This window comes from Nostoc piscinale CENA21, from assembly GCF_001298445.1.
GTDB classification, from domain to species: Bacteria; Cyanobacteriota; Cyanobacteriia; order Cyanobacteriales; family Nostocaceae; genus Nostoc_B; species Nostoc_B piscinale_A.
The window spans coordinates 3,570,086-3,585,326 of sequence record NZ_CP012036.1 but is presented as its reverse complement, the minus strand read 5'-3'; the positions used below and the strand labels follow the sequence as shown (position 1 = coordinate 3,585,326).

Below are 15,241 nucleotides of genomic sequence, written 5' to 3'. Positions count from 1 at the left end.
TGTGACATAAGTAATCATAAGTCTTGCTAGTGCGTTTAATGAAGCAACAGCATGAACCAACATTTAACAAACATAATATTGACTTGACTTAATCATCTTGACATCCATTTATTAATTATTTTGCGGTAACTACTCAGATGAGGCCATGCTTAAGCGATAATAACTATACCTCCCGATAGATGCACAGTTATGACCTGCTGCCTAGATCCAGCTTGCCACAACCCACCCAATTCCGAAGGCGTAATACACTGCTCTAGCTGTGGTAGCCCATTAATCGCATTAAGAAACCGCTATCGTCCAATTGAATCAATAGGTGGCGGAGGATTTGGTAAAACGTATCTAGCAGAAGATATCGACAAGCTCAATGAGCGTTGCGTCATCAAGCAATTTGCACCGCAAGTCCAGGGAACAGGCGCACTGAAAAAAGCTACAGAACTATTTGAACAAGAAGCAAAACGACTACAACAGTTAGGTAAACATCCGCAAATTCCCACACTGTTAGCGTATTTTAATGAAGATAAACGCCTTTACTTAGTGCAGGAGTTTATTGAAGGACAGAATTTATTAAAAGAAATACAACAACTAGGACATTTCACAGAAGAGAAAGTTAGAGATGTCTTGCTAGATTTGCTAGATATTCTCAAAACAGTGCATCAAGAAAAAGTCATTCACCGCGATGTTAAACCAGAGAATATTATTCGTCACAATAGCGGGAAGTTAGTACTTATTGACTTTGGTGCATCCAAGCAATTGACCGCAACGACCATAACGCAAGGCGGAACTCAAATTGGTTCTTTTGGTTATGCACCAATGGAACAAATGCAGGGCGGTGAAGCTCACCCAGCCAGTGATTTATATAGTGTTGGTGCAACCTGCTTTCATTTGCTGAGTGGAATTCACCCTTGGGAATTATGGAAACGACAAGGTTATGGTTGGGTTTTTAGTTGGAGAGATCATTTGCGGCAAAGTGTGAGTCAAGAATTTGGAAGGATTCTAGATAAATTGTTGCAAGAAGAATCTCATCAGCGTTATGAGTCAGTGGAGGAATTATTAAAAGATTTAAATCCACCACCAAAGCCTTCTATCACCAAAATCCAGCCAGACTTTGCAGACTTTCCACCAACACAACTACCAGTAAATTCACACCCAACCTCACAGCCACCTGCCATAGCAGATTCTAAAACTCAAGCACCCATACCAGAAATCGCAGAAGAGCTATCAGGTAATTCCAAAGTATCACCACAGCCAGCTAAAAATACTAAGTTAGCAACACAATTACTGCTGGGTGTTGTTATTACCCTAGTGGGACTTCAAATATATGGTTATGTCCGTTATCGCTTGTTTCCGACTAATCCAATCTCTGTAATTATCTGTGAATTAAGCGGTAAAACCAGCGACATGTTCTTAGCAAGAACTCTCACAGGTCATTTGAACTCGGTTCGTTTCGTCATCTTTACTCCAGATAATAAAACTCTTATCAGCGCCAGTCGTGACAAGACCATCAAGGTGTGGAATCTTGCAACAGGACAGTTAATCCGCACTCTGAAAGGGCATACCGAAGGAGTTAGTTCTGTTGCTATCAGTCCAAATGGTCAAATTCTTGTCAGTGGTAGCCGTGACAAGACCATCAAAGTGTGGAATCTTGCAACAGGACAGTTAATCCGCACTCTGGAAGGGCATACCGAAGGGGTTAGTTCTGTTGCTATCAGTCCAGATGGTCAAATTCTTGTCAGTGGTAGCCGTGACAAAACTATCAAACTGTGGAATCTTGCAACAGGACAGTTAATCCGCACTTTGGAAGGTCATACCGACTGGGTTAGTTCTGTTGCTATCAGCCGAAATAGCCAAACTCTTGTCAGTGCTAGTAATGACAAAACCATCAAACTGTGGAATTTTGCAACAGGACAGTTAATCCGCACTCTGGAAGGGCATACCGAAGGGGTTAGTTCTGTTGCCATTAGTCCAAATGGTAAAACCTTTGCTAGTGGTAGTGGTGATCAAACTATCAAAATGTGGGATATTTTAACAGGACAAGAAATCCTCAACCTCAAAGGTCACTTAAGCTCAGTAAGTTCTGTGGTCTTTAGTCCAGATGGCGAAACCCTTGTCAGTGCTAGTGACCAAACCATCAAAGTGTGGAATCTTAAAACTGTAAAAGAAATCCGCACCCTCACATCTTATTCTAATGGGTTTAGTTCCTTGGCCATTAGTCCAGATGGTAAAACTCTTGCCCGTGGTAGTATAGACAACACCATCAAAATTTGGCGGCTACCTTAGCTATGATTGACCTACGCTAAAGTCGAGACTGTTTAACCAAGCTGGGGTAGGAAATTAAACAATCGCAACAAAAACAATCACTCTGTTTATTCAACACTGCCTATGTTCAATGTCGTCTTATTGAATTGTGACACAAATAATCTTAAGACTTTTCGGATGTAGCAGGCGATCGCACCTGCAACTCACAACGATGCGATCGCTTAAATAGATGAATCACTAAAAAGTCTGCAAAGATTTTTGCGCTTCTGTGGCGACGGCTTCGACTTCATCATTTACCAGAGTTTCTAATATCGCTTTGGCTTCTGTACCACCCAGTCTGGCTAAAGCTTGGGCGACTCTATAGCGCATTTGCCAATCGGGATTAGTAGAATATGGTGCTAATAAAGGAATGGCGGCGGTATCTCCTAAATCACCAAAGGAACTAATAGCCGCAGTTTGGACTAATTCATTCTCGGATGACAGGGCTTCTTGAAGCAAGTCAAAAGAACGCGGATCACCTAATTCGCCTAATGCCGCAATGATGCTGAATTGAACTAGCCACTCACTAGTCGAGTGATAAAGTTGCTGTAAATCTACAAAAGCATCGTGTAATTTAAGCGCACCTAAACAATCGGCAGCGGCGGCTTGCACATCGGCTTCAGGGTCATTGTGCAGGCGATCGCGTAAAATATCCAAAGACAATTGCAAATCCAGTGTACCGAGTGTATCCATCTGACTCACGGCTGAGTAACGCACTCTTGAGTTGCTATCACCTATAGCAATCTGCACAAGTTCTAAACCAACTGCGGGTTCTAATTCGCGGATTTGATTGACAGCACGCAAGCGATCGCCCAAATCTTGAGAACTGAGCATTTGTCTTACAGACTCAGGAGTAATACTCATTTAATAGTCCTAATTTCCAAAATGTTTTAAAAAATCTCCATAGTTAATCGTCAAATGTCCATAGTCAATAGTCAAGAAACTCCTAACTAATGACTAATGACTCATGACCATGATTAACTTGCAGCCATTGCGCGAATTACATCGCCACGAGTAAGTATGCCAACCACTTGACCTTCACTATCTAATACAGGTAAGCGATGCACATTGCGATCGTGCATCATTTGTGCTGCTTCTTTTAAGGTTTTATTGGGAGAAATAGTTACAGGATTTTTACTCATTACTTCTCCCACAGTTTGCCCCAAGGCTTTATGTAAATCGCGATCATAAGTGGCAGGATTTTTTAGATAAATCACGCTATCCAAAAACATAATGTAGGCAGGCGGAGTTACACCAGTTTCTTGCCACATCAAGTCTGTTTCAGAGATAATCCCCACCAGTTGACCGACATCATCCACCACAGGCAGCCCACTGATGCGTTTCTCTGCCAAAATTTGAATAGCTTCCTTTAGAGGAGTTTCCGTCCGAACAACAATCGGTTCGCGGCTCATTACGTCGGCAACATTTCTAGACATTTGCTTGCTGACACCATTTTTTACAGTCTCTGGGATTATTGTAGAAAATTGCCGGGATGAACTGAATTGAGTTAATAGATTGTTACTTGTGGACAATTTTAAAGCAGAAGGCAGTGCTTCGGCTGCGCTCGCCAAACAGAGGTAGGAAGCTATAGAAAATTAATTCTCACCTTAAACCTTGTTGATGCAGCAGGTCATTCAGCCAAACTGTATCTGTGGCTGATAATGCAGGTATGGGGTCACAAGTGTAATCAACTCTCAAGTCGTAACTACCTTGTTCGTAAATATCATTGATGACCTTTTGGAGATTTAAGAATGGTTCTTGGTCTTCTGGATGCAAAGGTAAGGCAAACTGAGGAATACTATCTTTGAGCTTAAAACCATAGAGTTCTGCTTTGGGGCGGACTTCGCTGCGGCTGACTAAAATTCGATAGTCGCTTTCTATGGTTTTACCCAAAATCGGCATTGGTTTTCCCTGACGGAGTAAATCAATTTCTACCAAATGAGTAGAACTGCCTAAAACTGTTTGACGTTTCGTTTCATATTGCAAGCGACCAATCACAGATTGCTTATTCTTAGGAGAAAGAACTTCTATGGCTGTAACAACTTCATTGGTTTTTACTGCCCGAATTTCTAAATAACCTTCTGTTATGACTTCTGGCAAAGGGATTGTTACTTCTATTGGCTCAACATTGGGAGTAACAACAGCCACATTATTAGGTTGATTGATGTTATTCCTTGCTCGCTGCACTGATACATCAGGAACACCAATCAGTAAAGATTCTTCACCGCTACTTTGATAAACACGCTCTTCAATCGCCACAATATATTTTGGTCGAATTTGTGGTGATAAATCATTAGCGATCGCAGTTATTAAGCGATGATGAATCCCAGACCATAATGCTGGATGCTCTAAATAGGGATTCATCCCAGGAAATGGAGAAGGCATAATTAAGAGAAAACGTGAAAAGTCAACAGACTGCTTTACTCAGCACTCACACTTCGACTCCGCTCAGTGTCAAGCACTTTATACTCAGCACTTTTTAAAGCGGCGATAATTTGAGTGTTTGCTTCGGGAAAGGCGTAATTTTCTAATTCATCTAAGCTTACCCAGCGAACTTCCTCACATTCTAGCGGTTGGGGAATACCAGATAACAGGTGACAGTGATGCACGGTTAAAGTTACACGCAAATGGGTATAAGTATGGTCAATGGTGATGAGATGGTCTTTGACTACAACTTCTATACCCAGTTCTTCGGCTATTTCTCGCCGGATACATTCTTCTATGGTTTCTCCTGGTTCAATTTTGCCCCCAGGAAATTCCCATAAACCACCCATTGCACCTTGTTGACGACGGCGGTCAATTAAAATTTGCTGCTGGTCATTCCAAATGACGGCGACACCAATAATTTTATGTGGAATAGAAGTCATATCAATTTTAGATTTTAGATTACAGATTTGCTGATTCATCTAATCAACTGGAGTGGTCATATACCCGACTTCTTGAAGAAATCGGGGAGCTAGCAGACTGATCAAAAAACTCGGCAGGTTAATTTTGTGTCTGCCGAGTTTATATGATTGATAGTCAAATTTCTATTAATTTCTTAAATATTGTCGCAGAAGTCGCTCAAAGCTACAAGTTTCGATTTCAGAACTATTGATTAATCTACTCTGAGAAATCTAATGTTTAAACATCTTGCTCCCTTCCATTCCTATCAAACATAACTACTGATCACCATTGGTCAAATCCTCACGGCGTTAGCGGTTAGTAATTGTATTGAAACTGTCGCTAACGCATTACAGGGATTTGGATGTGAGCAAAGGTGGGTGATTAGGATTTCGCAGGACAGTAAAATTTTGCATTACTCTTCAATTTCTTGATTATTGGTTTCTGTACCTTGTAGCGCCATTTCAAAGTCCATACGTTGTTCAGCGTTACGCAGGAAATAACCGCTAATCATTGCGGAAGCCAGCAGACGACCAAGGCTTTCCCGGCTGGTTGTAATGGTCATATTAAAGTGTTCTGGTGGTAAGTTACCTAACAAACCTACAATGTTACGTTCCATGACTTGGAAGACTTCGGGAGATGTTGGTTTAGATAAATGGCTTACTGTTTCGGGACTTAAAGATTTAACATATTGCCACAGTAAGTTACTCGTTTCTGATGCGTCGCTGGGGAAAAATTCTTCTGAGACTCGATTGGATTGGTTACTCACGTTTAACCTCCTGTACTACTGTTGCTGGTGGCTATGTTTGCAACTGAAATAAGATGTGCCTGTCTTATATTTAACGATCGCTGTCGTTTTGTTGTTCCTGTTAAATAATTTAACAGGCACATTCTCACATAGAAGTCGGTGTAACCGTACAAAAACCAGAGTATTTTCTCGCCTAATAGTTATTAGTCAATTATTCAGGACTTACGGACAAAGTTTGTTTGTGGAGATTGGGTGTAGGGGTGTAAGGGTATGGGGTGTAAGGCTTTTGGATTACATACACCCCTGTACCCCTACACCCTTAAACCTTTTTACTAATAACCAAGGACAAATGACAAATGACAAACAACTAACTCGCCAAATACTCATTCATTGCGGCTTTGGATTTGCGGAGTTTGTTTAAGGCTTCCCGTTCGATTTGGCGGACTCGTTCACGGCTGATATTTAAGATTTCACCAATTCTGGCCAAGGTTAAGGCTTGACCATCAATCAACCCAAAGCGCAAGGTAATGACTTCTCGCTGTTGGGGGGTGAGTTCTGCCATGACTCGTTCTAAATCGGATGAGAGGGAGGTTTGCATGACGAACTCTTCGGGAGAAGCACCAGGGTCTTCTAGCATTTCTCCGAGTTCGGTGTCGTAGTTGTCTCCCAAACGCAAATCTAAAGAAAGTGGTAAACGGGCTTTTTCCAGGTATTCTCTGACTTGCTTGGGAGTTAAATCTAGTTCTTGGGCTAATTCACCAACTGAAGGGGCGCGTCCGAGTTTTTGCGATAACTGACGCTGGGCTTTTTTGATTTTATTGAGTTTTTCGGTGATGTGAATGGGTAGGCGAATGGTACGGGCTTTTTCGGCGATCGCCCGCGTAATTGCTTGGCGAATCCACCAGTAAGCATAGGTAGAAAACCGATAACCTTTGGTGGGGTCAAATTTTTCTACACCCCGTTGCATTCCAATGCTACCTTCTTGGATCAGGTCAAGTAAGTCTACGTTGCGCTTGATGTATTTCTTGGCGACAGATACCACTAAGCGCAAATTGGCTTCGACCATTTTACGTTTCGCAATTTCACCCTCGGCGATCGCTTTGTTCAATTCGGTTGTATCTAGCTTGGCTTCCTTCGCCCATTCTTCTAAGGTGGGTTCATGACCTAACTTGCCAGCTAAAGATTCTCGGAGTTCTTGTAAAGCAGTTGAACGCTGCACCTGTTTACCGTAGCGAATTTCTTCTTCATGGGTTAACAGGGGTACACGGCCAATCTCACGCAGATAAGTCCGCACGAGGTCTGTAGCTGTCGGGGCCGTCTTGATGGCGCTACTCATTGGTGATGTTGGGGGGTTAATTGCTTGAGTCATTCAACTAACTAGTAGATAACTGATAAATAGATTTTTGTTGAAGTGCTGCCCAATTGAATTGGGAACACATGATATGGTTTACGATTTACGCTTCCGTTACAGTCGGCAGATTTTATTAATCAATTTAGGCTATTAACTGCTAGACGTTACAGTTTTTTCTGAGATTGTACAAGTATCTACGGATAGATCAGGGTAGCTAGAACAACACCTTACATCTTTAAACTTTATTAAAAATTGTAACATTTATGAAAAAATTTGCAAAGCCCCATAGACTGAAAACGATTGAATTTGAGAATGGTTGTAATAGTCTAAACACAGTGGTTAATCAACCTTGATTCCTCTTACAGCAACAATGAGAACCATAGACGGTGGTCAATAGGTGGGTAAAAGTCATGAATTGGTTGTTTTGGGCTGAAACTCCTATAAATCAAGTATTTGGACTGAGTATAATTACTTGAAATGACAGAGAGCGATCGCACTTGCTAGTTAATAAAAATTCGCAGAGAGAAAAATTATTTTACTCATATTTGTTAAAATATCTCAATATGAACCATAAGGTTTCTTCTATAATAATTACTTAATTTTCCTTGTAAATACTGCTTAAAGCAGATTCATGAAAAAAGGGTAGGAGACAAGTTAAATCTTTACACTGCCTCCAAACCCCTTATACTCCAGTCAAATTCAGTGCCACGCCGGGCAAATTTACCACTAAGGCTTCAGACAATATTCTTGGATGCCTTTTACGTCTAAAGTGGTATTTTGCAGAGAACGGATAGCGGCGACGGTAGCTTTTGCACCAGCAATGGTAGTAATAATCGGGATTTTGTAAGCTAAGGCTGTGCGGCGGATGAGTTTAGCATCGGTTTGCGCTTCTTCACCGGAAGGTGTGTTGATGATGAGTTGAATTCTCTGGTTTTTAATTGCATCCAGGACGTGGGGACGACCTTCGTGGAGTTTCAGCACCAATTCAACCTTTAAGCCATTTTCTTGAAGTACTTGGCGTGTGCCGAAAGTCGCCATCACAGTAAAGCCTAAGTCAATAAATTCCTTGACTACGGGAATGGCTAAGGCTTTGTCGCGATCGCTCATAGACACAAATACAGTACCATTCATGGGTAAACGCTCACCAGCAGCTAATTCTGCCTTGGCAAAGGCGCGGCCAAAGTCGCTATCTATGCCCATCACTTCACCGGTTGAGCGCATCTCCGGGCCTAATATTGTATCTGTACCAGGAAATTTATTAAAGGGTAAAACTGCTTCTTTTACGGCAATATGTGAAGGTATGACTTCCTCTGTAAAGTCTAACTCCTCCAGAGTTTTACCCGACATAATTAATGATGCTAGTTTTGCCAACTGCACACCTGTAGCCTTAGAAACAAAAGGTACAGTCCGGGAAGCGCGGGGGTTAGCTTCGAGAATGTAGATTTGGGGAGAGTAGGAACCAACACCCACCACAGCAAACTGAATATTCATCAACCCCACAACCGAAAGTGCTTGCGCCAGTTGCACAGTCCAAGAGCGAATTTGATTGAGAACGGCGGGTGGGAGAGAAATTGAAGGTAAAGAACAAGCAGAGTCGCCAGAGTGAATCCCAGCTTGTTCGATGTGTTCCATGATGCCACCAATTACCACACGTCCGGTATGATCAGCGATCGCATCTACATCGACTTCGATGGCATTTTCTAAGAATTTATCAATTAAAATGGGATGTTCTGGCTCTACTTGTACCGCAAAGGTCATGTAGCGTTCCAGTTCTGTATCTGAGTAGACAATTTCCATTGCGCGTCCACCCAATACATAACTAGGACGCACCACCACGGGATAACCAATACGTCTAGCCACAATCAACGCATCTTCATAACTCCGCGCAATTCCATTTGGTGGTTGAGCGATATTTAATTGCTTGAGAATTTGCTCAAATCTTTCTCTATCTTCGGCTGTGTCGATGGAATCGGGGGATGTACCCCAAATACGAGTGCTGAGTGCTGAGGGATGTTCGCTGAGTGCTTGTTGCAGCGGTAATGCTAACTTTAATGGGGTTTGTCCGCCGAACTGAACGATGATTCCCACGGGGTTTTCGGCTTCGATGATGTTGAGAACATCTTCTTTAGTTAATGGTTCAAAGTAGAGGCGATCGCTAGTATCGTAATCAGTAGAAACTGTCTCTGGGTTAGAGTTGACCATGATGGTTTCATAGCCTGCGCCTTTTAAAGCATAAGAAGCGTGACAGCAACAATAGTCAAACTCAATTCCTTGACCGATACGGTTCGGGCCGCCACCCAAAATCATTACTTTGGGTTTCTCGGAAGGTAAAACTTCGGTTTCGGGTTCGTAGGTGGAATAATAGTATGGGGTAAACGCTTCAAACTCAGCCGCGCAGGTATCAACAGTTTTATAAACTGGTATGACTCCCAACTGTTGACGGTATGCCCTCACTTCATCTTCTGTGGTTTTGGTGGCGAAAGCAATTTGGCGATCGCTATAGCCTTCCCGTTTAACTTCATACAGTTGTTCTTTTGTCAACTGCTTTAACGGAGTGCGCTTGATAAATTTTTCAGTTTCCAACAACTGCTGCATTTTATCTAAAAACCAAGGGTCAATCCCTGTGAGTTCATAGATTTCCTCATTGGTGAGTCCCAGTTGCATGGCGTGACGTACAGCAAAAATGCGATCGGGATTCGGTGTCCGCAACAAAGCGCGGATTTGTTCGCCACTGGGTAATTTTTCGGCTTTGTCACAACCCCAACCCGCGCGTCCGGTTTCTAAAGAACGCAGCGCCTTTTGGAAGGATTCGTTAAAGGTACGTCCGATAGCCATTGCTTCCCCGACTGACTTCATCTGTGTAGTTAGCACTGGTTCCGAACCGGGGAATTTTTCAAAGGCGAAGCGGGGAATTTTGGTAACTACATAATCTATTGTTGGTTCAAAGGAGGCGGGGGTTTTTTTGGTGATGTCGTTGTTAATTTCGTCTAAGGTATAACCCACGGCTAACTTCGCCGCCATCTTGGCTATCGGGAAACCTGTAGCTTTAGAAGCCAACGCCGAACTGCGAGATACGCGGGGGTTCATTTCAATTACCACAACATCCCCAGTCACCGGGTTAACGGCGAACTGAATATTAGAACCGCCAGTTTCTACCCCAATCTCGCGGATGATTTTAATCGACATATCCCGCAACCGTTGATATTCTTTGTCGGTGAGGGTTTGGGCGGGTGCAACGGTGATGGAGTCGCCTGTATGAATCCCCATCGGGTCGAGGTTTTCGATAGAACAGATAATTACTACGTTATCTGCCAAATCGCGCATCACTTCTAATTCATATTCTTTCCAGCCGAGGAGGGATTGGTCAATGAGAATCTGCGATACCGGACTCGCATCAATTCCCACCTGTGCCATTTCTTCAAATTCTTCTTGGTTGTAGGAAATACCGCCACCAGTCCCCCCCATTGTAAAGGCGGGGCGGATAATTAGGGGATATGTACCAATTTTACGAGCGATCGCTTTGGCTTCTTCTAAAGATGAGGCTGTACCACTCGGACAGACTTGCACGCCGATTTTAGCCATCGCCTCGTTGAATAGTTTGCGGTCTTCTGCTTTTTCGATCGCGGCTAACTTTGCGCCGATCAATTCCACATTATATTGATCTAAGACACCGTTTTTGGCGAGGGCAACGGCGATGTTGAGGGCAGTTTGTCCCCCCATTGTTGGGAGTAAAGCATCTGGGCGTTCTTTAGCGATTACTTTAGCGACTAATTCTGGTGTTAACGGTTCAATATAAGTGCGATCGGCCGTTTCCGGGTCAGTCATAATTGTGGCAGGATTGGAGTTGACCAACACCACTTCATAGCCTTCTTCTCTTAATGCTTTACAGGCTTGGGTTCCAGAGTAGTCAAACTCACAAGCTTGCCCAATCACAATTGGGCCAGATCCTAACAGTAGTATTTTTTTCAGGTCTTGACGGCGGGGCATAGTCTTGGGGTTGGAGTAAGAAAATACAAATCCTGATTATTTTAAGGGTCTTTGCCCTCAGTCAGCTTGTTTATTATCAAGTTTTCCGGGTTGAATCTTCGCTGCTAGAGAAAAGAAAGTAAGAAAACCAGGATGTACAGAGAACAAATGACTATCGACGAATGACTATTGACGAATATATCTCTTTTACTATCTTATGTGTCTTACTTGTCTTGACTAACTCGGTAGCCCATTTTTTTGTGTTGAAAGTTTTAATTAATTCTCAAAATTCAAATTCGCAATTATCCGCAAATAATTTGTATCTAACCTGCTACCTACTTTAATTATTTAAGTATGAGTTTCCGGCTGATATGAATATTTAACAATATCCGCAATGTTTCTTAAATAAAAGTATTTATCATTTACCCAATTGCTAATAATTTTTAATATGCAATGAGAGAATTATTTTATCTTGTGATTTTCTGTATATTTAAATAAAAAATGACAGAGAGGCATTCAGTATCTCTGTCATTTTTTACTTTCTCTTAATATTCTGGATTATCAGATTTTGCTGCAACCATATAAAGACTGAACTAGATAAGGATATTTCTAGTTTTGAGCAGGTTGAACAAAACCTAAAGTTAAGCTGTCTTTTGCCAAGAAATGGGCTAAATGATAAGCTCTTTCTTCGGTCTTTAACAGAATTTTTTCGTACATATAGCGTGTGCCACGGTCGCCCAAACTTTCTGCCTGTGCAGCTTGGCGGCGAATCACATTAATAATAGCTTGTTCTGCGGCTAGGTCGTTTTCTACCATTTTGCGGGAAGAATATACGCCATCAGATTCTTGCTCAAAACAAGTTAATTCTGCTAATTTGCTGAAAGAAGCAGCTGGTACACCACCTAAACCGTTAAGTCTTTCGCCAATTTCATGAACATGGTCTTGGACTTCGTTGTAACTATCGTTAAAAAACTCATGCAATGAGTAAAACTCTGCACCTTCTACAACAAAATGATGTTTCTGGTACTGCAAGTAGAGTGCCTGAAAACTAGCTAAGACAACGTTTAGTCCTTCTGTAACTGGAGCAGTAACACTGCGGTCTAACAATACAGGATTGTCGTAAACTTGACCGAAATTTTGTAATAAAGTTTGTGTATCAGACATGGTTCTCCTCGCTATTTTTGCAGTTATAGTTTTTAACCGCTTAGTTTTTACATATTAACATTCTGAAAATAAAAGCAAGCCCAAAGAATATCATAAATTTCTAAAATTTTTTTGTGGCGATAATTGCAAATTTTTGCTTTTTGGCATATCAATCTTGAACTATTTCTTAAGGCGTATATCTAGCGATTGTAGAAATATTTACTAATAGGATAAATTACCAATTAAGAAATTCATGCAGTAAAGGAAACAAGAAAGACATTCAGACAAAGGCAGAACTCAAAAGGTGAGAAGCAGAACTGAATAGGGTTTGAGCCTAATTTTCCTGAATATTTTTCAGTCTTTCCCAGTAGCACCACTGAGTTAAAGCAGACAATTGACTATTGGTCTTACCTAATACCCGGTTGACCATGACTGGGTATCAATCAAATAGGACTTACGCACCAAGAGACTGGGTGTCAGGGTTATGGGTTACGCACAAAGATTGTCGGTTGAGACTCAATACATTTCGGTTAACATCTAAATCTTGTTCAGATCCCCCCAACCCCCCTTAAAAAGGGGGGCTAATAACCCTCTTTTACCCCCTTTTTAAGGGGGTCGCCGTAGGCGGGGGGATCTAAATTTAGAATGAGTAAACCTTTATCCGAAAAGTATTGGGTTGAGACTGGGTGTCAGGGTATAGGGGTGTACGGGGTTTTGCTCACCTACACCCTGACACCCTTGCACCCCCATTTCATCTCACTAGGTAATTCCGAAAAAAATATTAAATTTTTACAAATTTCCAATCACGTCAAAGCTTGATGACATAAGCATTTGAGGTACTTTTTAACCTCCAGTTAATGAGAAATTTTCATATTTTTGCTAGAGAATAACTGAGAATAGTTCGCACTTAGGTTATTCTTATTTAAAGAAGCTATGATCCCAAGATTTTCAAAATCGGGGAGCCAAGGCAGGCTAGTTACTGCAAATTTGTCGCACTTTGAGGGTTCGTCTCTTGAAATCGTTTAGTTCCGGTTCAGAAATAGACCAGAAGTACGTAGTTGAAGTTAATTGGGCAGACCGTTGGCAAGTTTATCAACGTTTAAATGAGCTAGATATTCCCTGTTGCTGTGAGGTTAACAAGCCATTGCAAGTTGAAATTGCTAATCCTTTGGCAATGATTCAATTTTGGTGTGTAATGCAGCGATTTCTTGCTTGTCGCCCAGAACTAATTCAGACTCTTGAGAATAGCTGGCAAAGCCACTATTGAGATTCATTGCTAAAGACAGATGTCTGACAGCTGTTACGTGGTTAGAACAAACTTAATCGGTAAAAAATTAGGGTAAAAAATATGGGTATAATCTACAGTCAGGAAATTACGGAATTTTGCTTAGAAGGCAGATTTATAGATTTTGTTATTAAAGATGGTTATAAGCTCAAAGGTTTAAAATTAGAGACTTCTGAGGGTGAATGCTATGTCAAGCTGGCTAAACATTTGAGGGCTGCTTTTGATTGGCGCTTACCTAAAGGTACTTGGCTGCAAGTCGTCGGCATTAAAAAATATGATGATAAAAAAAGAGAGTTTACACTCAAAGCTGAACGGGTAATGGCGGCGAGTGCTGATTTAGGTAGAGTTGCATTACAGGAACCGCCTGCGAATACTGTACCTCAAAGCAAACCTGCAAAGACAAAGCAGACAATTTTGATGTGTCAAAAATCAGACTGTTGGAAACGTGGCGGTAAAGAAGTTTGTCAAGCTTTTGAGGCGGCATTGAGCGATCGTGGCCTAGAAGACCAAGTTACCATCAAAGGTACAGGCTGTATGAAAAACTGCAAGGCAGGCCCCAATGTCGTGATGCCTGATAAAACCCGTTATAACCGGATTCAACCATCTGAAGTTGCTTCTGTGATGGATAAGCACTTTACACCACAGCCAGAAGATAAGCAAAGTGAGAGTTCAGAATTATTACCAATAAATATATCTAATTTCAATAAAGTTTCTGCAAAAATTTCTGCGATTTAATGAGAAAATCATGAAGTTGGCAGATTAGTGTGTTTCCTTTAAACTTGGCTATAACTTTTGCAAAGAAGATGCAAGAGTTATAGCTGGGTTTTTTAATTTTTAATATCTTATTGGGTAGTTATTTATATTACTCTTCAGAATAGGCGCTTAAAAAAAACTAGCTGATTCTCCATATCTTTAGCAGATTTAGTTGTCATCAACTTCAAAACTCGCCGCATCTGCTCACCTACTGAATAGTCTTGTGTCGAAATAATAATACCTGAATGATTTCTGTTTTCTGTCATGTAAACACTATGCAACTGACAGAAATCACCAACATTAAATGTATAAAATACACGCTGCTGTTCAGTTGATATAGCTAACTGTTCTTCATCACTCAAACCAGTTCTACTTAGTTCTCCAACAGTTGTCACATCTAAGCCTCTTGCTCTTAATGATGCAACAAATCGATGATCCATTGCATCCTCATCTATTAACAGCCGTATTTTGCTCATAATGACTGATTCATCTGTGCTGCTAATCGTTCATAGCTGGACTTTTCATCTGTGAGGTAAGCTTCAATTTCTTCTCGATTAGCATGATAATAAGTCAATGCTGCATATACTTGCGCTAAAGTCAAGTTTCCCATTCTGTCAACTATTTCCTCAGCATTTAGCCCCATTTTGTACCAAGCTGTAACTCTTTGTACAGATACTCTGGTTTCTGCGATGCGAGGACGGCCACCTAGTGTTCCTGGTGTGCGAACAATCAATGTACCAATATCTGTAAAGGTTTGCATTCACTAAATTCCTCTGTTTTAACCTCGATCATAAATCAACAGTTAGTGCGATCGCTC

The 15,241-nt window shown here is 41.4% G+C and carries 13 protein-coding genes; 3 read left to right on the top strand and 10 right to left on the bottom strand.

Annotation, left to right across the window (positions count from 1 at the left end; genetic code table 11):
• The first annotated feature begins 189 nt into the window (after nucleotides 1–189).
• Nucleotides 190–2,277, top strand: a complete 2,088-nt coding sequence (locus ACX27_RS15360; protein WP_062294107.1) for a serine/threonine-protein kinase — start codon at nucleotides 190–192, stop codon at nucleotides 2,275–2,277.
• Between the two features lie 216 nt (nucleotides 2,278–2,493).
• Here the strand turns inward: ACX27_RS15360 and nblB are convergent, their stop codons facing one another.
• The 8 genes from nblB to dpsA form a co-directional block, all read right to left on the bottom strand.
• The gene (nblB, locus tag ACX27_RS15355) at nucleotides 2,494–3,159 is read right to left on the bottom strand and encodes a phycobilisome degradation protein NblB (protein ID WP_062294104.1); all 666 of its coding nucleotides are present in this window, start codon (nucleotides 3,157–3,159) and stop codon (nucleotides 2,494–2,496) included.
• A gap of 113 nt (nucleotides 3,160–3,272) precedes the next feature.
• On the bottom strand, nucleotides 3,273–3,731 hold the full coding sequence (locus ACX27_RS15350; protein WP_200929806.1) for a CBS domain-containing protein: 459 nt from the start codon (nucleotides 3,729–3,731) through the stop codon (nucleotides 3,273–3,275).
• Between the two features lie 166 nt (nucleotides 3,732–3,897).
• Complete coding sequence (locus tag ACX27_RS15345; protein WP_062294101.1) at nucleotides 3,898–4,680, bottom strand: DUF4058 family protein; 783 nt, start codon at nucleotides 4,678–4,680, stop codon at nucleotides 3,898–3,900.
• Nucleotides 4,681–4,715: 35 nt separating this feature from the next.
• Complete coding sequence (gene mutT / locus ACX27_RS15340; RefSeq protein WP_062298359.1) at nucleotides 4,716–5,162, bottom strand: 8-oxo-dGTP diphosphatase MutT; 447 nt, start codon at nucleotides 5,160–5,162, stop codon at nucleotides 4,716–4,718.
• 431 nt (nucleotides 5,163–5,593) lie between these two features.
• The gene (locus tag ACX27_RS15335) at nucleotides 5,594–5,947 is read right to left on the bottom strand and encodes a DUF760 domain-containing protein (RefSeq protein ID WP_062294098.1); all 354 of its coding nucleotides are present in this window, start codon (nucleotides 5,945–5,947) and stop codon (nucleotides 5,594–5,596) included.
• A gap of 346 nt (nucleotides 5,948–6,293) precedes the next feature.
• On the bottom strand, nucleotides 6,294–7,250 hold the full coding sequence (locus ACX27_RS15330) for an RNA polymerase sigma factor, RpoD/SigA family (RefSeq protein WP_062298358.1): 957 nt from the start codon (nucleotides 7,248–7,250) through the stop codon (nucleotides 6,294–6,296).
• A 753-nt stretch (nucleotides 7,251–8,003) separates the two neighbouring features.
• Nucleotides 8,004–11,264: a carbamoyl-phosphate synthase large subunit gene (carB, locus tag ACX27_RS15325; protein ID WP_062294093.1), complete on the bottom strand. Its 3,261-nt coding sequence runs from the start codon at nucleotides 11,262–11,264 to the stop codon at nucleotides 8,004–8,006.
• Between the two features lie 588 nt (nucleotides 11,265–11,852).
• Nucleotides 11,853–12,407: a DNA starvation/stress protection protein DpsA gene (dpsA, locus tag ACX27_RS15320; RefSeq protein WP_062294090.1), complete on the bottom strand. Its 555-nt coding sequence runs from the start codon at nucleotides 12,405–12,407 to the stop codon at nucleotides 11,853–11,855.
• A 991-nt stretch (nucleotides 12,408–13,398) separates the two neighbouring features.
• On the opposite strand from dpsA, the gene ACX27_RS30955 reads away from it, so the two are divergent.
• Nucleotides 13,399–13,653 carry an Asr1405/Asl0597 family protein gene (locus ACX27_RS30955; RefSeq protein WP_083468748.1) on the top strand — a complete coding sequence of 85 codons (255 nt, stop codon included), beginning with the start codon at nucleotides 13,399–13,401 and terminating at the stop codon, nucleotides 13,651–13,653.
• Nucleotides 13,654–13,734: 81 nt separating this feature from the next.
• The gene (locus ACX27_RS15315) at nucleotides 13,735–14,406 is read left to right on the top strand and encodes a (2Fe-2S) ferredoxin domain-containing protein (protein ID WP_062294088.1); all 672 of its coding nucleotides are present in this window, start codon (nucleotides 13,735–13,737) and stop codon (nucleotides 14,404–14,406) included.
• 134 nt (nucleotides 14,407–14,540) lie between these two features.
• Here ACX27_RS15315 and ACX27_RS15310 read toward each other — a convergent pair whose 3' ends face one another.
• Both ACX27_RS15310 and ACX27_RS15305 read right to left on the bottom strand, forming a co-directional pair.
• Nucleotides 14,541–14,900 (bottom strand): DUF5615 family PIN-like protein, encoded by a 360-nt coding sequence (locus tag ACX27_RS15310; RefSeq protein ID WP_062294084.1) that lies wholly within the window; start codon nucleotides 14,898–14,900, stop codon nucleotides 14,541–14,543.
• Complete coding sequence (locus ACX27_RS15305; RefSeq protein ID WP_062294081.1) at nucleotides 14,897–15,184, bottom strand: DUF433 domain-containing protein; 288 nt, start codon at nucleotides 15,182–15,184, stop codon at nucleotides 14,897–14,899. The genes ACX27_RS15310 and ACX27_RS15305 overlap by 4 nt, the downstream gene beginning before the upstream one ends.
• Nucleotides 15,185–15,241 lie beyond the last annotated feature (57 nt).

Coding starts and splice junctions, on each gene's coding strand:
- mutT (WP_062298359.1), bottom strand. CDS start 5,162: ATGACTTCTATTCCACATAAAATTATTGGTGTCGCCGTCATTTGGAAT.
- ACX27_RS15310 (WP_062294084.1), bottom strand. CDS start 14,900: ATGAGCAAAATACGGCTGTTAATAGATGAGGATGCAATGGATCATCGA.
- dpsA (WP_062294090.1), bottom strand. CDS start 12,407: ATGTCTGATACACAAACTTTATTACAAAATTTCGGTCAAGTTTACGAC.
- ACX27_RS15345 (WP_062294101.1), bottom strand. CDS start 4,680: ATGCCTTCTCCATTTCCTGGGATGAATCCCTATTTAGAGCATCCAGCA.
- carB (WP_062294093.1), bottom strand. CDS start 11,264: ATGCCCCGCCGTCAAGACCTGAAAAAAATACTACTGTTAGGATCTGGC.
- ACX27_RS15305 (WP_062294081.1), bottom strand. CDS start 15,184: ATGCAAACCTTTACAGATATTGGTACATTGATTGTTCGCACACCAGGA.
- ACX27_RS15315 (WP_062294088.1), top strand. CDS start 13,735: ATGGGTATAATCTACAGTCAGGAAATTACGGAATTTTGCTTAGAAGGC.
- ACX27_RS15360 (WP_062294107.1), top strand. CDS start 190: ATGACCTGCTGCCTAGATCCAGCTTGCCACAACCCACCCAATTCCGAA.
- ACX27_RS15350 (WP_200929806.1), bottom strand. CDS start 3,731: ATGTCTAGAAATGTTGCCGACGTAATGAGCCGCGAACCGATTGTTGTT.
- nblB (WP_062294104.1), bottom strand. CDS start 3,159: ATGAGTATTACTCCTGAGTCTGTAAGACAAATGCTCAGTTCTCAAGAT.